The 19,073-nt window shown below is 67.2% G+C and carries 22 protein-coding genes and 2 pseudogenes; 14 read left to right on the top strand and 10 right to left on the bottom strand.

The window, feature by feature from the left end:
• The first annotated feature begins 24 nt into the window (after positions 1–24).
• Together AC0699_RS32120 and AC0699_RS32115 are read left to right on the top strand one after the other, a co-directional pair.
• Positions 25–1,593, top strand: a pseudogene (locus tag AC0699_RS32120) (NF041680 family putative transposase).
• Between the two features lie 654 nt (positions 1,594–2,247).
• A complete protein-coding gene (locus tag AC0699_RS32115; protein ID WP_478667471.1) occupies positions 2,248–2,382 on the top strand; it encodes a hypothetical protein in 135 nt (44 codons plus the stop codon).
• Positions 2,383–2,447: 65 nt separating this feature from the next.
• On the opposite strand, the gene AC0699_RS32110 is transcribed toward AC0699_RS32115, so the two are convergent.
• Positions 2,448–3,011 (bottom strand): dihydrofolate reductase family protein, encoded by a 564-nt coding sequence (locus tag AC0699_RS32110; protein WP_478667469.1) that lies wholly within the window; start codon positions 3,009–3,011, stop codon positions 2,448–2,450.
• Between the two features lie 363 nt (positions 3,012–3,374).
• Here AC0699_RS32110 and AC0699_RS32105 point away from each other — a divergent pair, with 363 nt between their 5' ends.
• The 8 genes from AC0699_RS32105 to AC0699_RS32070 all read left to right on the top strand — a co-directional run bounded on the left by AC0699_RS32105 (position 3,375) and on the right by AC0699_RS32070 (position 8,579).
• The gene (locus AC0699_RS32105) at positions 3,375–3,602 is read left to right on the top strand and encodes a hypothetical protein (protein WP_478667468.1); all 228 of its coding nucleotides are present in this window, start codon (positions 3,375–3,377) and stop codon (positions 3,600–3,602) included.
• Between the two features lie 348 nt (positions 3,603–3,950).
• Entirely contained in the window at positions 3,951–4,376 is a 426-nt protein-coding gene (locus AC0699_RS32100) for a PPOX class F420-dependent oxidoreductase (RefSeq protein ID WP_478667466.1), read from the top strand.
• 101 nt (positions 4,377–4,477) lie between these two features.
• Positions 4,478–4,675, top strand: coding sequence for a pyridoxamine 5'-phosphate oxidase family protein (locus tag AC0699_RS32095; RefSeq protein ID WP_478667464.1), 198 nt, complete (start codon positions 4,478–4,480; stop codon positions 4,673–4,675).
• Positions 4,669–4,884: a pyridoxamine 5'-phosphate oxidase family protein gene (locus tag AC0699_RS32090; RefSeq protein ID WP_478667462.1), complete on the top strand. Its 216-nt coding sequence runs from the start codon at positions 4,669–4,671 to the stop codon at positions 4,882–4,884. Before AC0699_RS32095 ends, AC0699_RS32090 begins: the two co-directional genes overlap by 7 nt.
• Positions 4,885–5,463: 579 nt before the next feature.
• Positions 5,464–6,240 carry a hypothetical protein gene (locus AC0699_RS32085; protein ID WP_478667460.1) on the top strand — a complete coding sequence of 259 codons (777 nt, stop codon included), beginning with the start codon at positions 5,464–5,466 and terminating at the stop codon, positions 6,238–6,240.
• Positions 6,237–6,611: a GntR family transcriptional regulator gene (locus AC0699_RS32080; protein WP_478667458.1), complete on the top strand. Its 375-nt coding sequence runs from the start codon at positions 6,237–6,239 to the stop codon at positions 6,609–6,611. The genes AC0699_RS32085 and AC0699_RS32080 overlap by 4 nt, the downstream gene beginning before the upstream one ends.
• An 87-nt stretch (positions 6,612–6,698) precedes the next feature.
• On the top strand, positions 6,699–7,214 hold the full coding sequence (locus tag AC0699_RS32075) for a SigE family RNA polymerase sigma factor (RefSeq protein ID WP_478667456.1): 516 nt from the start codon (positions 6,699–6,701) through the stop codon (positions 7,212–7,214).
• A gap of 306 nt (positions 7,215–7,520) precedes the next feature.
• Positions 7,521–8,579: a vWA domain-containing protein gene (locus tag AC0699_RS32070; RefSeq protein WP_478667455.1), complete on the top strand. Its 1,059-nt coding sequence runs from the start codon at positions 7,521–7,523 to the stop codon at positions 8,577–8,579.
• A 270-nt stretch (positions 8,580–8,849) separates the two neighbouring features.
• On the opposite strand, the gene AC0699_RS32065 is transcribed toward AC0699_RS32070, so the two are convergent.
• The gene (locus AC0699_RS32065) at positions 8,850–9,101 is read right to left on the bottom strand and encodes a ribosomal protein L7/L12 (protein WP_478667453.1); all 252 of its coding nucleotides are present in this window, start codon (positions 9,099–9,101) and stop codon (positions 8,850–8,852) included.
• A gap of 15 nt (positions 9,102–9,116) precedes the next feature.
• Here AC0699_RS32065 and AC0699_RS32060 point away from each other — a divergent pair, with 15 nt between their 5' ends.
• Complete coding sequence (locus AC0699_RS32060) at positions 9,117–9,500, top strand: Tn3 family transposase (protein WP_478667451.1); 384 nt, start codon at positions 9,117–9,119, stop codon at positions 9,498–9,500.
• Between the two features lie 95 nt (positions 9,501–9,595).
• Here the strand turns inward: AC0699_RS32060 and map are convergent, their stop codons facing one another.
• The gene (gene map, locus AC0699_RS32055) at positions 9,596–10,363 is read right to left on the bottom strand and encodes a type I methionyl aminopeptidase (protein ID WP_478667449.1); all 768 of its coding nucleotides are present in this window, start codon (positions 10,361–10,363) and stop codon (positions 9,596–9,598) included.
• Positions 10,364–10,672: 309 nt separating this feature from the next.
• On the opposite strand from map, the pseudogene AC0699_RS32050 reads away from it, so the two are divergent.
• A pseudogene (locus tag AC0699_RS32050) lies at positions 10,673–11,355 on the top strand (transposase).
• A gap of 121 nt (positions 11,356–11,476) precedes the next feature.
• Here the strand turns inward: AC0699_RS32050 and AC0699_RS32045 are convergent.
• The gene (locus AC0699_RS32045; RefSeq protein ID WP_478667447.1) at positions 11,477–11,923 is read right to left on the bottom strand and encodes an anthrone oxygenase family protein; all 447 of its coding nucleotides are present in this window, start codon (positions 11,921–11,923) and stop codon (positions 11,477–11,479) included.
• 91 nt (positions 11,924–12,014) lie between these two features.
• Here AC0699_RS32045 and AC0699_RS32040 point away from each other — a divergent pair, with 91 nt between their 5' ends.
• Complete coding sequence (locus tag AC0699_RS32040) at positions 12,015–12,593, top strand: TetR/AcrR family transcriptional regulator (protein WP_478667445.1); 579 nt, start codon at positions 12,015–12,017, stop codon at positions 12,591–12,593.
• 426 nt (positions 12,594–13,019) lie between these two features.
• Here AC0699_RS32040 and AC0699_RS32035 read toward each other — a convergent pair whose 3' ends face one another.
• Together AC0699_RS32035 and AC0699_RS32030 are read right to left on the bottom strand one after the other, a co-directional pair.
• Positions 13,020–13,418, bottom strand: coding sequence for a hypothetical protein (locus AC0699_RS32035; protein ID WP_478667444.1), 399 nt, complete (start codon positions 13,416–13,418; stop codon positions 13,020–13,022).
• Positions 13,415–14,293 carry a pentapeptide repeat-containing protein gene (locus AC0699_RS32030; protein WP_478667442.1) on the bottom strand — a complete coding sequence of 293 codons (879 nt, stop codon included), beginning with the start codon at positions 14,291–14,293 and terminating at the stop codon, positions 13,415–13,417. Before AC0699_RS32030 ends, AC0699_RS32035 begins: the two co-directional genes overlap by 4 nt.
• 792 nt (positions 14,294–15,085) lie before the next feature.
• Here AC0699_RS32030 and AC0699_RS32025 point away from each other — a divergent pair.
• Positions 15,086–15,256 (top strand): hypothetical protein, encoded by a 171-nt coding sequence (locus AC0699_RS32025; RefSeq protein ID WP_478667440.1) that lies wholly within the window; start codon positions 15,086–15,088, stop codon positions 15,254–15,256.
• Positions 15,257–15,449: 193 nt separating this feature from the next.
• Here the strand turns inward: AC0699_RS32025 and AC0699_RS32020 are convergent, their stop codons facing one another.
• From AC0699_RS32020 to AC0699_RS32005, 4 genes are all read right to left on the bottom strand, one after another.
• Complete coding sequence (locus tag AC0699_RS32020) at positions 15,450–16,082, bottom strand: hypothetical protein (RefSeq protein WP_478667595.1); 633 nt, start codon at positions 16,080–16,082, stop codon at positions 15,450–15,452.
• A gap of 470 nt (positions 16,083–16,552) precedes the next feature.
• Positions 16,553–17,077: a P-loop nucleotide/nucleoside kinase family protein gene (locus tag AC0699_RS32015; protein ID WP_478667438.1), complete on the bottom strand. Its 525-nt coding sequence runs from the start codon at positions 17,075–17,077 to the stop codon at positions 16,553–16,555.
• A gap of 102 nt (positions 17,078–17,179) precedes the next feature.
• Positions 17,180–17,578: a hypothetical protein gene (locus tag AC0699_RS32010; protein WP_478667436.1), complete on the bottom strand. Its 399-nt coding sequence runs from the start codon at positions 17,576–17,578 to the stop codon at positions 17,180–17,182.
• On the bottom strand, positions 17,575–18,423 hold the full coding sequence (locus tag AC0699_RS32005) for an IS5 family transposase (RefSeq protein ID WP_478667434.1): 849 nt from the start codon (positions 18,421–18,423) through the stop codon (positions 17,575–17,577). The genes AC0699_RS32010 and AC0699_RS32005 overlap by 4 nt, the downstream gene beginning before the upstream one ends.
• Between the last annotated feature and the right edge of the window lie 650 nt (positions 18,424–19,073).

The raw sequence follows: 19,073 nt of genomic DNA, 5'->3' as shown, positions 1-19,073 counted from the left end.
CGAGCCAGTACGAAGACCGTAGGAATGAGCGTGCCCCAACTTGCTGCCCAGCGGAAAGCGTTCGCGGAAGCGTCACGCTTCCGGAGCCACTTCTATGCGTCTTTGACCGCACGGCGTGACGAACTGTTCGAGCTGATGGACGCGCTCCTCTACGCGGACGGCCCAGTAACGGCGCCGGTGGACCTCATGCTGCTGGCCGAGTCACCGCCGCGGGCACGGCGCCCTCTACGACGCTCTCAACCGCGGCCGTATCGACGTCGGCAGGCTGCGACGGGCACTGGCCGCGCTGCCCCAGCCGAAGGCTGCCCGCCACCGGCTGGTCCTGGCCGTGGACGTCAGCAATTGGCTGCGGCCTGACGCCGAGTGCAGCCCGGATCGGCTGGTCTGCCACACGTTCAGCCGCACCAAGACCAGCACCTGATGATCCGGCCTCACTCGTTCGTTCGTTGCCGCGCTCGAATCGGGGCGGACTTCGTGGTGCCAGTTGCTGGACGCGGTCCGGCTTGGATCCTAGGACGACGTCGCTGAGGTCACAGCCGCCCAGGTACGCCGCGTGGTCGAGGACCTGATGGCCGGCGGCCAGTGGAGCCAGGGCAACGCCGACATCATGGTCGTCTTCGACGCGGGATACGACGCCCCACGCATGGCATATCTGCTGGACGGGCTGCCGGTGGGGGTCCTGGGCCAGCTGCGGTCGGACCGTATGATGCGCAAGCTCGTGCCCAACCCCTGGATCTGCCCGCCGCAGGGCGGGCGTCCGCCGAAGCATGACAAGGTGTTCCACTTCGCCAAGCCGGAGACTTGGGGCGAGCCGCACGCGGCCACCACCCGGGTCACGGACCGGTACGGCACCGCCCAGACGATGGCCTGGGACCGCGTCCACCCTCGCCTCACCACCCGCTCGGCTTGGATTGATCACGACGGCGAACTCCGCATCATCGAGGGCACCCTGATCCGCCTGGAAGTGGACGACCGGCCCGGTGGCGGCGAGCCATTGCCCCTCTGGCTGTGGTCCACCCGGACTGGCATGAGCGGAGAGGACGTCGATCTGCGTTGGCAGGCGTTCCTCAGGCGCTTCGATCTGGAGCTCACCTTCCGGATGATCAACCAGACCCTCGGCTGGACCCGCCCGAAGACTCGCACCCCCAGAGGCCACCGACCGCTGGACGTGGCTGATCATCGCCGCCCACACCCAGATCAGGCTCGTCCGCCCGCTGGCCAAAGACCTCCGCCGCCCCTGGGAACGACCAGCGCAGCCCGGCCGGCTCACCCTGGCTCGAGTCCGCCGCGGGTTTCGGAACCTCCGCGCTCACTTGCCCTCCAATGTGTCCTGCGCGCCCAGCGCGCCCGCGGCCGCACGCGGCAAGGGCGGGCGGGGCGCGCAGGGCGGCAGGAATCAGGCCTGCGTCTCGGCGCTGCAGACCCAGTCGCCGTAGCGGACGCCGTCCTTCGAGCGGACGATGCAGACCCGGACCGGGTCGTTCTCGTTCAGGTCGTAGTCGCAGAACGAGTATCCGTCGGTCGTGTCGTTCTTGGTGGTCGTGTCGTAGCAGCCGGTCCGGTGATCCACCCAGCTCCACGCGTCGATGTTGACCTTCTGCCAGCGCTGGATCTTGGCCTGCACGGAGTAGCCGTCCGCGGACAGGTCCTTCACCCACAGCTCGTCGCCGTAGGTCTTGAAGGTCGCCGTGCCCCAGGTCCGGGAGATGGTCACATTGCTTCCGCTTGCAGAGGCCGAGCCCGCCATGCCCCCGACGATGATGACGCTCGCCGCGAGAGCCATACCAGCCTTTGCCGCCGTGCTGCGCTTCATCAAGCGTTCCCCCTGTAGATGTCGGGTCGTTACGAGTGCTAGATCAAAGCGTCGTCCTGGATCACCTGTCAACTACTTTGCGGACGTGGTGAGTTGAGGCGTGCACATGGCGAGAGGCGGATTCGACGCCTGCCTGGCGCGGGGGTGGGGGTCGGTGCAGGCGAGATCATCGCGTGTGGGGGCGGTATCCACCCAGGCGAGAGCGATTCTCCGGTACGGCGATGAGGCGCCCGGCCGGTGAAGGTCGGGTGTGCATGCGAGCCACGCCGGGCTGCCATGGATGGGCTTCAGTAAGATTCCGCGGTTTGCTCGCGGTCGGCGGCGGGCGGTGGGGACCTCTGGGCTGGCGACCCGACAGGGGCCATGGCCGACAGCTGTACGTGATGGACATCGTCTGGCTCGGCTGACCGCGATGCGATGGGTAGCGTGTCGCGGTGACCAACCTGGGCGAACGCACCGCCGCCGAACTCAAACAAGGCTGGTGCACCCTGCAACATGTCACCCTCAGCCCAAGCCGAATCGGCGACATCACCCGCGCCGCTCTCGTCCTCCACAGACACTGGGAGTGATCTTCACTGAGAAGACGCTACTGGCTGGCCCGTTCTTCCTTCCCAGGGCTCGGCGGACGAGCCGGCTAACGCGCCACGCGGTAGCGGAGGTAGACGACTCTCGAGCTGAAGGTGCGGGTCTCGACGAGTTCGAGATCCACCCGGCGCTCGCGCTGGGGAAAGAACGGAATGCCACCGCCAACCAGCACCGGGTAGACCATGGCCCGGTACTCGTCGATCAGACCCAACGCGGCCGCCTCGGCGGCGAGAGTCGCGCCGCCGATCGCGATGTCGCCCTCCCCCGGCTCGGCTCGCAACCGCTCGATCTCCTCCGCCAGGCCACCGGAGGCCAGGCGGGCATTGCCCTGCACCGCCGACAGCGTGGTCGAGAACACCACCTTCGGGAGCGGCTTCCAGAGCGCGGCCCACTCGAGCATGGAGTCGTCAAGCGATGGATCCTGGTCGGCGGTCTCCCAGTACAGCATCGTCTCGTACAGCCGTCGTCCCAACAGGTGGACGCCGACCTCTCGAATCTCGTCGATCCAGAAGCGAAAGACCTCCTCGTCGGGCGCCGTCCAGTCGAAGTCGCCGTCCGGCCCGACGATGTAGCCGTCAAGTGAGACGCTCATCGAATAGGTCACGCTGCGCATCAGAAGTCCTCCTCGGTAACGGGTTCGAGAGTACGACCGCTGGACGCCGCAGGACTCATCGCGGCTCGCGGGATCCCCTGGGCCGAGTAACCTCGCGAGATCATTTCGTTGAGAAAACCTCAGTGAGAGCATGACTCTGTCGGGGTCCTGGAAGGCCGGAGGGCATTCGGTGGTGCGCCATCCTCGTGGCCGCGGGATCGCCTCCCGGTCCAGGAAGTAATGGAGGGCGGTCGGTGGCCGCGGGCGGCGGTCCGTGTGAGGGGCAGCAGCCCCTGCGAGAACGCAACCGGCGCCTGCGCGAAGAGGTCCAGCGCCTCAACAGCGCCATCCGGCGCAGCCTCACCGCGCAGCCAGGAGCTGCAGATGGCCCGCTCCCTGATGGACGCGATCACCGAGGACTTCCGCCTGGAGGACCAGCACGACGCCTACCACCACGCCCTGGAACAAGTGGTGACCGCGCGGCTGGAAGGCCAGGAGCCGCCCCACGCCCCCACTGCCGTGCCAATCGAACCCGTCACTCCTCCCCCTCGTGAACGAGGGGGCTTCTCGCTGTGCCGGTCGGGCGTCGCGACGGACCAGCCCGGACCGTAGAACGTTGAGGGCCCACCGTGTCCGCGTGCGCCATGTGGCCGCAGGAGAGGCAGTGGAACTTCTCCCGTGTGGACCGGTTCTCCTTGGCGGTATGCCCGCCCCGGTCGCCTGCAGGGCGTGTGTCAGCGGGCCGGCAGCGAAGCAGCCATGCTGACGGTCTGCAACGTCGAGACCGTCAAGGCTTCCGTCGGGAGGGCCTCGAGACTGTCGGCTGCACCCCCGGCCGATCGCGCGGCATGGTGGCCGCCGATGACCCGTCTCAGTGAACGTGGACCAGTGAGGCCGTGACCTGCAGTGGTTCAGATCGAATGGGGCACAGGATGATCCCGTGGCAGAAAGGATCAAGCTATGAGCGGTCTGCCGGTTGAACTGCAAGACCTGATCCAGTCCGGACCGATAGCTCACCTGAGCACCGTCAACCCCGACGGGAGCCCACAGGTGACCGTCATCTGGATCGGGCTGGACGGCGACGAACTCGTCAGTGGTCATATGGCGCATCACGTGAAGCTGCGCAACATCGAGCGCGATCCGCGGGTCGTGTTGTCCTTCGACGCGCCGCGAGTGCCCGGCGTCTTCTTGAACGAGTACGCCACGTTGCGGGCGCGGGCCACCGTTCAGCCGAGCGACGCCGCATGGAGTCTGCTCAACCGCTTGGCAAAGATCTACATGGCCCCTGACGCCGAGTTCCCGGCTCCGAAGGGGCCCGGCTACATCGTGCGCTACTCCGTCGAGCGCATCGGCGGCGTTGGCCCCTGGGCGTCGGCCTCGCCCTGAGCTGCGGCCCTTCGGCGTGACCCCGGGGCCGCGAGTTCGAGCGCAATCGCGGTCAGAGCCAATTACATGATGGTCCACAGCCGGCCCCGAAGGAGAAGCTGATGGCGCGGCTCACTGACAAGGTACGCAGGCTGTTTGATGGCAAGAACTTCGCTGTACTGTCAACGCTCGAACCAAACGGCAAGCCGCACTCGACAGTGGTCTGGGTAAAGCGCGACGGAGATGACCTCTTGTTCGCGCTGCCCAAAAGCCGCCGCAAGACCGCCAACTTGAACCGGGACCGCGGGCGGCCGTGGTGATCTTCGATGCGGCCAATCCGTATGAGAGCGTCCAGGTTCAAGGCACCGCGTCCATCGAGGACGACCCGGACGGCGTGCTGATCGATGAGCTGTCGCACAAGTACACGGGCGGGCCGTACCCTGGGTTCGCCGGGCCGAACCCGCAATGGGTAGTCGCGAGGATCAAGGCCGACAAGGTCGCCACCAGCTGGCCGAACTCCACGGCCTGAGCAAGCTTGCATCCGCTGCCTTCCGGCATGGCTCAGTCATCCCGACGAACGCGACCAGTTCGTGCAGTTGCTCACCCGCCTGCTGGACCACCACACCCGGACCTCCTGAGCACGTATAGCGGCATCCGGCATCAACGCCGCCCGGGGCGCTGTTTCATAGGTGGTCATCTGTGAAACAGGCGGCCGTCCGGAGCTGCGTCTGAGCCCCGCATGACAAGGTAAGCGGTGTTTCGGCGCAGGTCAGGGGCTCAGTGCCCGGCGGCAGGCACGGTCGGCGCGGGGGCCGATCACCACGCTGCGATGGGTGCGACTACCTCAAGACCAACACCAACCTCATCGCTGTGAGACCGCTTACATTCCGGGCAGGCTCGGTCTCGACATCCCCGAGGCAGCCCGCACCGGCCGGTTCAACCGGGTGAAGGGCCGTCGCCGCCCAACCCTTGTATCGAGCATTTGACACAAGGCCCCATCGGCGGCATCTTGTACTCACTGCTCGATACAAACGTGCCTTGCGGCAAGCGGCGTCCGCTTCCGCTGGACGCAAGCCGTGCGGCCATCACCACTCATTGGGGGTCCCGTATGCTCGACACCGACCTGCCCGAATCCCGTCTCCGTGCCCGTGCCGATCGCTACGCCCGCTGGGCCGGTCTGGCCGTGGGTGTCGTGGCCGGACCGCTGTGGGCCACCACAGACATCACCGATTACCCCTTCAGCAGCTTCGACGCGGGCGTGCCCGTGGTGAGCTTCGTGACCGCTTTCGGCCTGTGCGCGGTGGGCGGCGTTCTGCTCGGCGACGCCCTCACCCCCCGCCCTCGGGAGGCGGTACGCACCGCCAGTCTCACCCCGCGCCGGGTCCGAGACCACGTGCCGCCCCGTATCACCGCTCTACTTCTCCTCCAGGCGGTACTCCTCGTCGCGCTGGTGGGCATCGGGGATGCCACAGCCACCCAAGACGCCATGGACCGGGCGATCCGCGCCATCACTGTCGGCTGCGACGGGACCGAACCACCCGTCATCCTCTGGCCCGGCATCTTCCACAGCCGCCAGATCCTCGGCTCTCTCGCCATCGGCACAGTCGCCTGCGCCTGGGCCCTGCGCCGTGTCGCCCACCGCGCGGGTGACGACCAGCAGCGCCGCGACCGCTCGTGGGCGATCACCGCAGCCTGGGGGGTGCTGGTCTCGACCCAGCTGCTGCTCGCCGTTTTGATGATCGCCACCGATCTGACGCGCAGGAACTGCGCCGGCATGATGGGCACCGTCACCTCCCTGGCCATCTACCCCCTCGGCCTGCTGGGCCTGTTCACCCTGGCATGGTCACTGTTCACCGTGGTGGTACCCCGGGCGGCCCGACGATGACCGCACTCGCCGTCCGCGTCGACACCACCAGCCCGGTACCGCCGTACGCGCAGATCCGCGCCCAGCTCGCCGCCCTGATCCTCACCAGCCAACTGGCCGAGGGCGAACGCCTGCCGACCGTGCGTCAGCTCGCTGCCGACCTGGGCCTGGCGCCGGGGACCGTGGCCCGCGCCTACCGAGAGCTGGAGGCCGCTGAGCTTATCCGCACCCGCCGTGGCGCAGGCTCCCGGGTCGCGGCGCTGCCATCCGAAGCGAAACACCCCGATCCGGACCAACTCGCCACGCTGGCACGGGACTTCACCTCTGCTGCCCGCGCACTGGGCGCCGGCAACGAAGCCATCCTGACCGCCGTGCAGAAGGCGCTGGACTAGGGCCAGTCGGCCGCCCGGGGCCGTCCTCCGTCGGCCCACTCGGCACGTCCTGGCCATTCCCGCCCACGTACGAAAGGAATCGCACACGTGAACGCGCGCGAGCAACTTGGCGAGGTGCTGGAGTTCGAGGAGTACGTCCGCACGCGGCATAACGCTCTGCTGCACAGCGCCCGGTGCCTGGTCCACGATCCGCTCGACGCTCAGGATCTGCTGCAGACCGCGCTCGCACGAACGTACCGCCACTGGGACCGCATAGCGGACAAGCAGCTCGCGGATGCCTACCTGCGCCGCGTCATGATCAACACGCGCACCGAGTGGTGGCGGGCCAGGAAACTGCAAGAGCTTCCCACCGAGCAACTGCCAGACGCGAGCGTCGAGGACTTCACCAAGCAGCACGCCGACCGCGCCCTGCTGATGGACATCATGAAGACGCTGGCGCCCCAGCAGCGCAGCGTCGTTGTGCTGCGGCACTGGGAGCAGATGTCCACGCAAGAGACGGCCGCTGCCCTCGGCATGTCGACCGGAACGGTCAAGAGCACTCTGCATCGGGGGCTCGCCCGGCTCCGGCAGGAACTGGAACGCCGCAACCTCGATTCTTTCTAGCCGGCGCAGCCACCGCGGCGGCTGACGGCTGACCACTGACGCGCAATGCGGCGCGGTGCCGGGCGAGACTCAAGGGCCGCACCGCTATCACGCCCCGCAAGTCCAAGCGGTGACCCGGGTCGTACGGTGGCCGAAGGAGCGCCGGCGGCCGCTTCCGGTGAGCCGCCACGGACGATCGCCGGACGTCTCCCGGATGCCGGACACAGCACTGGATGCAGGCAGGTGATTGAGCGTCAAACGCCGTTGTCAGTGCCTCCCCATAGAGTGAAGACATCACTCGGGGAGCCTCGAAGGGGGAGCACAAACGTGTCCGCAAACAAGATCCAGCACAAGGTGAATCACGTCGCGCTGGTGGTGGACTGTTCAGGTTCGATGCGTCCGCACCAGAGTCAACTCATCCGAGTTGTGGACGAGTTCGTGGCAGGGTTGAAGGCCGAGTCGGACAGCCTCGGCCACGAGACACGGATCAGCCTCTACTCCTTCGACCACAAGGTGGAGAACCTGGTCTGGGACATGGACGTGAAGCATCTGCCGTCCATGCGGGGGCTGTACCAGGTCAACAATGGCGCTACGGCCCTCATCGAGGCTTCTCTGAAGTCCCTGGACGACCTGGGCCATATTTGGGAGGAATACGGCGAGCACAGCTTCCTCCAGATCGTCGTGACGGACGGTGAGGAGAACGCCTCCGGCGGGGACAGGCGGCACGACGGCGACATGGCCATCCTCGGCCCCTGGCTCGACAAGATCACGGCGAAGATGAGCGGGCTTCCGGGCCACTGGACTTCCGCGATCCTCGTTCCGAACTCCCTGGCCAAGCGCACCGCCCAGAACTACGGTTTCCCGGCCGGGAACATCGCCATCTGGGATGCGGATTCCCAGAAGGGCGTCGAGGAGGCGATCGGCACCGTGCGCGCTGCCGCCACGAGCTTCCTCCGCGGGCGAGAGCAGGGGGTGCGCGGCACGAAGAACCTGTTCGCCGTCGGTCAGGACATATCAGTTGACGAGGTGCGGGCGAACCTCGAACCGATTCCGGCTGACAAGTACCGGCTCCTGAAAGTCGACAAGGAGGTCGAGATTCGCCCCTTCGTCAACTCGCATCCGGGCGTGACGTACGAACGTGGTTCGTGTTACTACCAGCTGGGCGCCCGGGCTCAGGTTCAGCAGAACAAGGAAGTCATCGTGGTCGAGAAGGACACTGACCGCGCCTATACGGGCGACGCGGCACGCAGCCTTTTGTTCGGTACGGATGTCCAGGGGACCGTCTCCGTGAAGGCGGGGAACAACCCCAAGTTGGAGGTGTACGTACAGAGTCGTTCGGTGAACAGGAAGCTCAAGCCGAAGACGCGTCTGCTCATCATGCTCTGAAATCAATGAGCGAAGAGCGGGGTGGTCCGGAAGCAGCCTGCTCCCATTGCTCGACACCGCCGTGAGCAACAGATGTCGCCCCGTGCGGTCACTGGCGGCACGCAGCGGCGCGAAGGCCGGGGGTTGTTCACAGACGCTGACAGCGACGTCTGCCCCGCATCCTGACGAAGTGGCTGCCCCTGGCACCCGCATCAGCCCAAGGTGGGCAGGAACGTTGTGCACGTTCATCGGGTCTGTCGCTGATCTTGTGACGACGTCTGGGCCGAGCCGCTACTGCTTCACTTCAGCGTGGGCATGAGCACCGGCTTCGCGGAGTTCGGCCACCAGGGCGGTGGCGACTTCTTCCGGCACGTTCTCGAGGACGGTTGCGGGTGGCTGGCTGACAAGCGGCTTGCAGTGCCTCAGGCTCAGCCCTGTCTGCCGGTGCAGCAGCTTCACGACCTCGATGGCCCGGGGACCGGCGTCTGTGAGAACTGCGGCGTGCGGTTGATCGTCGCAGATCAGCAAGAACGGTTCGCTCACCTTTCCGATCCCTCCATGCATCCGCCGATGGGCTGCAGCATATGGCGGGGCAAGGTAAGTCATGTTCTGAGGAGGATGCGGGTGCGGAGGAGATCGAGTCTCCGCCCAACACCAGCCCCAACCAGCGGGAGCCAACGCATAAAGCTCCACCCATCCCTGAACGGTTCAGGCCTCGTCCTCAACGCGCTCGTGCTGTTCAACACCCGCTACATGGACGCCGCCCTCACCCAGCTGCGCGCCAGCGGCTTCGAGGTCCGCGAAGAGGACGTCGCCCGCCTGTCCCCGTTCGTGCGCCACCACATCAATCTGCTGGGCCGCTACTCCTTCCAGCTCCCCGACCTGTACCTGTCGGGCGGAATGCGGCGGCTGCGCGACCGAGGCGCAACCGACGAGTCGTGACGTCAGCCCTGGCGTGTCGGCCCCGGTCCCAGCAGGGCTCGGCACCAGACCGGGGCACCTGCCGTGACCTTCGTGCCGAATGGGCGGCACGAAGGTCACGGCAGGGTCAGAATGCGGGGGCCCTGGTCGGTGATGGCGACGGTGTGCTCGATGTGGGCGGCCCGACTGCCGTCGGTGGTGCGCAGGGTCCAGCCGTCGGTGTCAGTGCGGTAGGTGTTCTGCCCGCCGGCCATGAGCATGGGCTCGAGGGCGAGTACCAGGCCGTGGCGGAGGGGGAAACCGCGACCGGGGCGGCCGCGGTTGGGGACGTGAGGGTCTTCATGCATGCGGCGGCCAATGCCGTGACCGCCGAAGTCGGCGGGCATGCCGCAGCCCGCCTTGCGGGCGACGGTGTCGATGGCGTGGGAGATGTCGCCGAGGCGGCTGCCGACCTGAGCGGCAGCGATCCCGGCGTCGAGGGCTTGTTGGGTGGCGTCGATCAGGTCGAGGTCCGTGGGTCGCGGAGTCCCGACCGTGAAGGTGATGGCCGCGTCACCGACCCAGCCGTCGAGCTGGGCGCCACAGTCGATGCTGACCAGGTCGCCGTCCCGCAGCCGGTAGCCGGTGGGGATGCCGTGCGACACGGCGTCGTTGACAGAGGTGCAGATCATGGCGGGGAAGGGGACCGGGGCGAAGGACGGCCGGTACCCGAGGAACGGGGAACCGGCCCCCGCCTCGGCCAGAACCGCGCGGGCCGCCTCGTCGAGTTCCTGCAAGGACACCCCGACGCCGGCTGCTTCTTGCACTGCGGCCAGGGTGCGGGCCACCACGCGCCCGGCTTCCCGCATCGCGTCCATCGCGGCATCGGTCTTGATCTCCACCATGTGCTGTAACTCTCCGCCTCAGCCCAGATCCAATACTTATACCGGTATTAGTATCACGGTCAGGGGTGAGGACTCCTTCGACTCCAGGGGCACGGGAGCGCGGCGAGCGGTTCGGCTCGCTGCTACGGCAGGCACGCGGCAGCCGGAGTATGGCGGAGGTCGCCACCGCGGCAGGGGTTCGGCCTCGGGGATCAATCGGGCAGCGGTCAGCGGTCAGGAACGATCTTGCTCACTAGGGCGCGCATCGGGTCGTGATCAATGAGCGGGTTCTCCCCTCGCGCTGATCTTCGATCCGGTAGATCGTCTTGCATGACATGTGCGCAACTGGCCGATGTGGAGTGGGAGTTCATCGAGCCGCACTTGCCGATCGGCGAGTACGGACCGTACCCGGTGCGGCTGCGGCAGCAGTTCGAGAAAGTGCTGTGGCGGTCCTGACGGGTGGGCAGTGGCGGGAGATGCCCACCGAGTTCGGTGCCTGGTCGACCGTCCACAACCGCTTCCGTCAACAGCGCGACGCCGGTGTCTTCGAGGCCCTGCTGGAGGGGCTGATAACCGAGGCCGCGAAGCGGGGCGAGGTGGACCTCTCGCTGGTCAGCGTCGACTCCACCACCGCCCGGCCCGTCGGCCGTCCCCGCACCCGCCCGGACGCGGTCGCCGGGGACAAGGCGTACTCGTCCCGCAGCAACCGCGCCCACCTGCGCAGGCGCGGCATCAAGGCCGTCATCACGGAGAGGCGGGACCATGCCGCCAACCGGAAGAGGAAGGACTGCAAAAGGGGGACGCCCCATCGACCACGACGCCGAGCTCCACAAGGAGAGGAACACCGTCGAGCGCCTGATCAACAAACTCAAGGCGTGGCGGGGCATCGCGACCCGCTACGACAAGACCCCGGAAGCTACCTCGCCGGGCTTCAGCTGCGCGCCTCGGTGATCTGGATCAAAGACCTCACCCGAACCAGAGCTGAGAGCCGCGCAGGTCATCGAGGGGCGTAGCTTGTCGGGATCGCAGGTGTGGGCTCTCGGCAGCTGCATTCCCGGATGTCGGGATTTCAGCGGCCCGCTGCCGCCCGGGGAGTGGGGATTGTGCGCCACCAACGCAGTGTCGCCCGCGAGCTCAGGCGAGGGCGGCGGCCAGCAGGGCGAATGCGGCGATGATGACGGCGACGCGGACGTAGTGGAAGCGGTCCCAGCGGTTCTGCTGCTCCTTCCAGTCGGCGGGCCGGTTCTCGGGGGTCCACGTCTTGCCCCGGTTGTTGATCGGGACGAGCAGCAGGATCGACATGATCACGCTGAGGATCAGCAGCGCGCCGGCGGTGACGACGAGGCCGGCGCCTGGGTGGCGCCATCCGGCGATGGCCCAGACCGCGACAAGGACGAGCGAGGTGATGTACCAGACCGGCATCACGGCGCCGAGCATCCGGCCCCCGTGGGCGCGGCCGAGTACGCCGCTGTCCTCCGGGAGGGCTTTGAGGATCGGGTTGATGACGAAGGCGACGGAGAACTCCACCCCCACCATCACGCCAACGACCACGGTGGTGACGACCTGGAGTGCGTTGAGCATGATGACCCCTCCTGGGATCTAGCTTTGATAGCCGATGTGGCAACGCTAGTACTGCTGCCGCTCGCTTGTCTAGCGGTGCTAGGATCGAAGCATGTCGGTACAGGAACGCAAGGAACGCGAACGGGCGGAGCGCGAACGCCTCATCGTGGCGACGGCCCGCGAACTCGCCGAGCAGCAGGGCTGGGACGCGGTCACCACCCGCCGGCTCGCTGAGCGCATCGAATACAGCCAGCCCGTCCTCTACAGCCACTTCCGCGGCAAGCGCGAGATCATCGGCGCCGTCGCCCTCGAAGGCGCCGCCGAGATGGCCGCGTTGCTGCGGGCCGCGGCCCGTGCCGCGGACGGCCCGCACGCCCGGGTCACTACCCTCGCCCGCGCCTACCTCGACTTCGCCGCACGCAACCCGGCGGTCTACGACGCGATGTTCCAGCTCGACGGCGGCCTGGCGTTCGCCAACGAGGACACCCCGGAGCCGCTGAAGGACGCCTTCGCCGCCCTGCTGGAGAGCCTCGAAGGGGTCGCCGGGGACGGCGTCCACCCGGGGCTGTTCACCGAGGTGTTCTGGGCGGCCCTGCACGGGCTGGCGACCCTGACCCGGGCGGGACGGCTGTCGCCGCAGGACACCGAGCAGCGGACGGAGCTGCTGGTGGACCGGCTCGCCATACTCTGACGCACCGTCCCGGCAGGCACACAGCCGGGGTCCTTGAGCCCCACTGCCTGCCCGCGGCATCGCTTCCGGTCACCCGCGCCCACACGGCGCGGCCTCAGATCGCCGGGCCCCGCACCCCCGACGGGCACCCGCCCCGGAAGCTGCGGAGTTCATTGATCACGACCCGATACGCGCGCTAGCACAGTGATCGCTCGCGCCGCCGATCTTCGGCCGGAAGGAAGGCGTGCCACAGCTGCGCACCGGGCGGTCGGACATGACAGAAACAGTGAGCTTCATCGGAGTGTGACCGAGGTTCCCCCGAGATGCAGGGGATGATGGCAGAGGGGCAGACAGTTCTCATGAGAGGGGCTCGTAACCGGGCCCTGACCTGCGAAATCGCAGCCTTCTGCAACGCGCCTCAGGCGGGCCGGGCGTCGGCTGCCGCCTCTACACGCCCGCGGGCCGCGGGACACCGCCCCACACCACGTGGGTTCCGCTGAACGTGGCGTCGTCGAAGGCCATGGTGCCCGCTCTGAGCGTGACGTCCTCGAAGTCCACCGTGCCGTCCCTGAACGTCGCATCGCCGAAGTCGACGGCGGCCCCGCTGAAAGTGGCTGCTCTGAACCTGACAGTGCCGCCGCCGAAATCAGCGTGGATGAACTTGACGCTGCCGTCGTTGAAGGTGGCGCCGCTGAAGCTGACGGTGCCGTTGCTGAACCTCCCCATGCTGAAGTCGGCGGTGGCCCTGCTGAACGTCGCGGAGATGAAGTCGACGGTGGCACCGCTGTACGTGGCGCCGCCGAAGTCGACGGTGCCGTCGCTGAACACGGCGTCGCCGAAGCTCACCTCGCCCCCGCGGAACGTCGCGGCGAGGAAGGAGACCTTGCCGGAGTTGAACGTGGCTCGGTGGAAACGGACGGTGCCGCAGAACGTCGCACCGTCGAACGTGACGGTGGCACCGCCGAACGCGGCGTCGGCGAAAGTGACCTTGCACCCGGACCAGAACGTGGCGTTGTCGAAGCGCACGGTACCTGCGTGAACGTCGCGCCGTGGAAGGTGACGGTGCCCTGGAAGCGACTGCCCGAGAAGTCGCCGCCGTCGAAGGTGGCGCCGGTGAAGTCGAAGGCGCACCTGCCCCAGGACGTGGGTGACTTGGGGTCCTGCAGGTGGTCGCAGATGACGCGGATGATGGTGTGGCGTACCTCGCGTTCGCCCTCCTTGTGGCCCGTCGCGGACGGGTCGGGCTCGTAGGGCATGCGGAGGTAGGCGCACAGGACGTCGATGCAGACCTGCCGCTGCTCGGCCCAGTCGTCCGCGAGCCGGGCGAGGGCGTAGACGCCGGCGAGGCGCACGGCGGCCCGGTCGTGGCCGAGTTGCTCGGCGGCGGTGGTGTAGCGGTCGGCCAGCTGACTGGCGTCGGCCCGGTGGGCGTCGCCCTCGGCGAGCAGCTGTTTGCGGTAGGCGTAGATGCCGGCGAGGACAGCACCGATCAGGGTGAGCACGGTGACGGTCGTCTTGATGACGTCGTTGACATTCACCGGCTTGCCCGGCATCTGGCCGGCGGTCGTCTGCGCGAGGAGGTCGTGGACGTTCCGGTAGACCACGAAGCTGAGGGCGCCGACGGCAAGAAGGGCCAGGGGCGCCACCAGCCAGACCGGCCAGAGCTTCGGGGTGTATCTGCCTCGCGGAGCTTCGTGCCGTCGCCGGGGTATCAGTGCCACGGAAGGATCATGCAGCCGAGTGGTCGTTCGCGGCAACGACTTGGCCGAATGCGCCAGGGCCTGGCCGGGTGGGACGGCACGATCTGTCGTGCTGCCCGGGGCCCGAGATTGCAGCCGCAGGCAGAGGTACAGCGCGCCGGAGGCCATCAGGGCGATGCCAGTACCAGTACGAGGGCCGGCGTTTGGACGGGGAGATGATCTCCGGCTACGAAAATCTTGCCGGCCGGCCGCGTGCGTGGCGATGGCGTGTGCGCTGGCGGCGCCCCGGATCGGGGACTCAGGCCGCGTTCAAGCGGTTCGCCAATGCTGGCAGCGGCTGGTGTTGAGCCACTCTCTGCTTGAGCACGTGGGGTTGTTCTTCAGGGTCTGCTGTCGCACCGGTCTGACGCACTGACCATGCGTCACTCCCCCCTTGCGTGACAAGCCATTGGTAGTCCAGCCCTGGACCGCGACCCACCACTTTTCGTGCGGCGGGACGGCCGGGCGGGGTCGGCCACCCGACACAACGTGTCGGTGGTGCAGGACGTCCGGTGGCCGCCGGACGCCCTGCACTGGGCCGAAGCCGGGTTCAGGCCGTGGTGGGGCGGTTCGCCAGCGCGGCCTTGGCGCCCGGATTCAGGAGCAGCGGTGTGGTCTGTTCGCGCAGCACGCGCACCGTTCTTGGAGACCGACGAGGTTCCGTCCCCAGATGGAACTCCTCCAGGGCAGGACATGCGGTGGCCGGGTACAGAGCTCCAGCGTTCGGAGTGGTTCACCGGTGTACAACAGTCAGTGATCGAACGGCGCTTGACGATGACTGCTCTCGACTATGTCGGCCATCTCTCGACCATCTCGGCGTATCTCGTCTTGCCGACCTTGGAGCAAGAGCAGGTACTTGGCCAGATCATGCAGGTCCTGCCCGATACAGTCGAGATTGCCGCCGACATCACCGTCCATCTCGCGCGTCGGCGCTACGAGCAGTAGCACATCGACAGACGATGTCCGCCACTGTGAACGGCCATCCGGACCCGCCGCTGACGACGCGGCAGCGCCGCGCACGTTGACAGCGAACTCCTCGAAGTGGCCCAGCCGGTACACGCGAACACGCTCACTGCGTCGTACACGACAACTGCGCCCGGGGCCGGCCATCAGCTGATCGACGGAGCAGGGCTGTCGACTACGGCTTCGGCGGTACGGCCGACGCAGGCAGAGCGAGAACGCGCGCCAGGGCGGCGTTGACGGCCGTGAAGCGGGCGGGCAGGTACCGAGACACCCAGTCGGAAGCCACTACGAAGAAGCTGGTCAGGTCACGCTCGGCGCCGTCGAGCAGCTGGTGGAGTTCGGTGACGGACAGCTCGATCACCGGGCTGTCGCTTTGCTCGGCGTCGACGGTCAGCCGGACGGTGTCGCCGAGGCGCTCGGCGAATGCGTCGGGGTCTTGGCCGAAGGAGGCTCGGCCGCTGCCGTCGACGACCTCGCGCCAGTCACGCCAGTCCTCAAGCCCATTGCAGCAGCCGGGTAGGAAGGTGATGCCTGTGGAGCTGTCCGTGACCCGTAGGCCACCGGCCGCGAAGAGGTTGTCGAAGGTCAGCAGTCCGTGCAGGAAGGATCCGAGCGGGTCGGCCGGCCGTGGCGGGCGGTCATCCTGCTCGGGGTCGATGTCGTTGCAGCCGGCGATGCGCATCACCGCTGTCCCGACCTCGGCGGGGGTGAGCTCACCGCTCAGTGGCAGGTGGCTGAACGACTCGATCTCGGCGACAGGCCAGAGGGCAAAGCCATCAGGCGTGTAGATCTCCAGGACGGGCTGCATCACGATCACCTGGGGAAGTGTTCCGCATCACCCGCCCCTACCGCCTCCCGATTCCTCGCGTCTATCAGCCTGGACAGGCATGAATACTTGGCGCTTTCGCTGGCTCTGCCGCTGATCTTGTGACGGCGCTGATCTTCCGCGGTCGCCTGCGGCTACGTTGCCGCCATGCCCCTTGACCAGATGACGTGACCCACAGCCGCGAGGAACCCGTCGCTTTCCACGGAACCCTGCACCACAGGCTCCTCCGCCTCGATGACTGATCCCAAAGGAAGCCGGACGCGCAGCACGCCAAGTCTGGACTCGGACAACCCCCAGGTCATGGAACCATGATGCCGCGCCACTCACAGAGAGTTGTGAGAGGGCGGTTCGTGAGGTGTTGACCGTTTCCCGATTGAGCCGAAGCACGCTGGTTGTCACAGAGGCAGGCTTCTTGGCACCTGCGAGGCTTGACGCCAGCAGGTCGTTCTTCCTCAACTCTTGACGGCCTCTGCGATCTGCAGGGCGGCCTGGGCGGGCGTGAGGTGTGTGGTGTCGACGACCTCGGCCTCGGCGTGCAGCCACGTGCGGGCCGCCTCGGCGTAGGGCTCAAGGTATTGGAGACGGAACGGGGAGTTGGGGCCGAGAACAGTGTCGCCCGCGATGCGCCCGCGGAGGGTGTCCTGGTCGGCATGGAGGACGAAGTGCCGGACCGGAATGGCATGCTGAGCAAGGCCCGAGCTGATCTCGCGCCAGTACTGCTCGACCAGGACAGTCATGGGCATCACCAGAGTGCCGCCGGTGTAGTCGAGAACACGTCGGGCGGTCTCGACCACGAGAGGCCGCCATGGCGGCCAGTGCTGAAAGTTGTCCGTAGCGGGCAACCCCGGTGTGATGTCCATGAGTGTCTCGCCGACCTTCTCGGCATCGAATACCCGTGAATCCGGGATCAGCTGCTGCACGAGCGCACCGGTCGTCGTCTTGCCCGCGCCATGGGTGCCGTTGAGCCATACGATCATGAGACTCGACGCTAGCGTCGTGCGGCCCGTAGGAACAGACACAGCAGAAATCGGCTCACTGAATGAGGCTGGTGTGGGGCAGCTCGTCGCGGTGCTCGGCGGCTACTGCTTCCTGGTGAAGCTGCCGACGTCGACCTCGGTGAGGATGTCGAGCTTGACCAGGCGTTTGAGCTTGGCGCGGGTGCCTTCGATGTTCTTCGGCAGTAGTTCGTGGTCGAGGGCTTCGCACACGTCCCGGGCCCGCAGCGGTCCGGTCGCATCGTTGAAGACGGCGAGGATGCGGGGGTAGTCCGGGTGCTCGGGTAGGTCCGGCGGGGCGGCCGGGAGCCGGTCGGCGAGGTCGGTGACGGTCTTTCGGGTGATCGCGAGGTGTTCGAGGTGGGCCTCGGCCTCCCGCAGCCGGGTCTGCAGCTCGCTGATCTGGGTGTGGAGGTCGTCGGCCAGGGCCCGGGCGGCGTCCTCCTGGATGCCGAGCGCGTCGAGCAGGGGCTGGATGTTCACGTGCTCACCGCCTGTGCCTCGCGCCAGGTCGGGGTGTTCGCGCCGGTGAGGCGGCGGGCCATGAGGTGGGTCATCGCCCAGTAGACCCGGGAGGCAGAGGAGGCCGGGCGGTGCTCGTAGTCGCGGACCAGGCGCCGGTGCAGTATCAGGATCCCGTAGGTCTGCTCGACCCTCCACCGCTTCGGCTGCGGGACGAACCCCGTCTCCCGCGGGTTGCGTTCGACGATCTCGACGTCGATGCCCAGGTGGTCGCCGTGGTCGACCACAGCCTTCTTGAAACCCTGGTCGACCAGCGCCTTCTCGACGGTTCCGCCGGCGTTCTCGGCGACCTGGTCCAGCAGGGCGATGCCCGCGACGTTGTCGTGCGCGCTCGCGGCCAGCACGGTGACGGCGATGACCAGGCCGAGCACGTCCACGGCCAGGCCCCGCTTACGACCCGGCACCCGCTTCGCTGGGTCCCGGCCGGTCGTGGAAGCGGGGACCCCGGCGGCCACGTGGACACTCTGCGTGTCCAGCACCACCAGGGTCGGGTCCTCTAATCGGCGGGCCCGCTCACGGACCTGACAGCGCAGGAGTTCATGGATGACCTGGTCGGTCCCGTCGTCCCGCCAGGCGGCGAAGTAGTAGTACGTCGCGCTCTTCGGCGGCAGGTCGTGCGGGAGGTAGGCCCACTGGCAGCCGGTACGGCTCTGGTAGAGGATCGCGTTCACGATCTCCCGCATCGCGTACGCGCCCTGGTGGCCGCTGACCGACCGATGCCGGTCTTTCCATGCCGTGATCAACGGCTCGATCAACGCCCACTGCTCGTCCGATAAGTCACTCGGGTAAGCCTTGCGCTCACTCACGTCGCCACCCCAACAGACCACCGGCTGCGGACCAGCGGATTCCGCCCGCACCCCACACCATCAGGCGACGACAGAATCACTCAAAGGCTTACGAACCGCCCTCTGAAAGCATCAGGCATGGCAGTTTGGGCTGAGCAGATGCAGGAATTGATCACTGCTGGGCAACCCAACAGGGTCTGGCAGGTCTTGCGTCAGTCTGCGAAAGAAGATCCGGTAGCGGCCCGGGAGTTGGGACACCTGATGCTTCAGGTGTCGTGGGTGGACACGCAGGTTCTTTTCCCAGGTGACACGCCTGAGGCGGAGTACTGGCTGCGGCATACGGTGTCGGCACGCCCAGATGATGTGCAGGCGATCACCCTGCTGGCAACGCTGTTGTCACTTCAGTGTGACCAGATCTGGGACATGACCTTTCGCTCTCGCCGACGGCAACGCTGGGGCTCCGACAGCAAACGGCGAGGCGAGGAAGCCTGTCGACTCTACGGTGAGGCTCTGCGGCTTGACCCCCTTTCAGGCGCTGCGGCCAGCGGCCTGGCCCGGCTGCTGAGCAAACACAGCTGTCAACGGCCGTGTAGTTCTCCCCGGTGGCGGCCAGGAGTTCGCCCCACTGGCGGCCACCGAGATGTCCCCGGTGGCAGCCAGATAAGTCCCCG

The organism is Streptomyces sp. NPDC043870 (assembly GCF_056435785.1).
Note: the sequence above shows the minus strand (reverse complement) of the source record. Positions and strands in the feature narration are given on the sequence as shown.

What these genes read in the sequence shown, in the direction of transcription:
- AC0699_RS32110 (WP_478667469.1), bottom strand. Translation starts at nt 3,011, where the DNA reads ATGCGCAGCGTGACCTATTCGATGAGCGTCTCACTTGACGGCTACATC.
- AC0699_RS32105 (WP_478667468.1), top strand. Translation starts at nt 3,375, where the DNA reads ATGGCCCGCTCCCTGATGGACGCGATCACCGAGGACTTCCGCCTGGAG.
- AC0699_RS32100 (WP_478667466.1), top strand. Translation starts at nt 3,951, where the DNA reads ATGAGCGGTCTGCCGGTTGAACTGCAAGACCTGATCCAGTCCGGACCG.
- AC0699_RS32095 (WP_478667464.1), top strand. Translation starts at nt 4,478, where the DNA reads ATGGCGCGGCTCACTGACAAGGTACGCAGGCTGTTTGATGGCAAGAAC.
- AC0699_RS32085 (WP_478667460.1), top strand. Translation starts at nt 5,464, where the DNA reads ATGCTCGACACCGACCTGCCCGAATCCCGTCTCCGTGCCCGTGCCGAT.
- AC0699_RS32080 (WP_478667458.1), top strand. Translation starts at nt 6,237, where the DNA reads ATGACCGCACTCGCCGTCCGCGTCGACACCACCAGCCCGGTACCGCCG.
- AC0699_RS32060 (WP_478667451.1), top strand. Translation starts at nt 9,117, where the DNA reads ATGCATCCGCCGATGGGCTGCAGCATATGGCGGGGCAAGGTAAGTCAT.
- map (WP_478667449.1), bottom strand. Translation starts at nt 10,363, where the DNA reads ATGGTGGAGATCAAGACCGATGCCGCGATGGACGCGATGCGGGAAGCC.
- AC0699_RS32045 (WP_478667447.1), bottom strand. Translation starts at nt 11,923, where the DNA reads ATGCTCAACGCACTCCAGGTCGTCACCACCGTGGTCGTTGGCGTGATG.
- AC0699_RS32040 (WP_478667445.1), top strand. Translation starts at nt 12,015, where the DNA reads ATGTCGGTACAGGAACGCAAGGAACGCGAACGGGCGGAGCGCGAACGC.
- AC0699_RS32025 (WP_478667440.1), top strand. Translation starts at nt 15,086, where the DNA reads ATGACTGCTCTCGACTATGTCGGCCATCTCTCGACCATCTCGGCGTAT.
- AC0699_RS32020 (WP_478667595.1), bottom strand. Translation starts at nt 16,082, where the DNA reads ATGCAGCCCGTCCTGGAGATCTACACGCCTGATGGCTTTGCCCTCTGG.
- AC0699_RS32015 (WP_478667438.1), bottom strand. Translation starts at nt 17,077, where the DNA reads ATGATCGTATGGCTCAACGGCACCCATGGCGCGGGCAAGACGACGACC.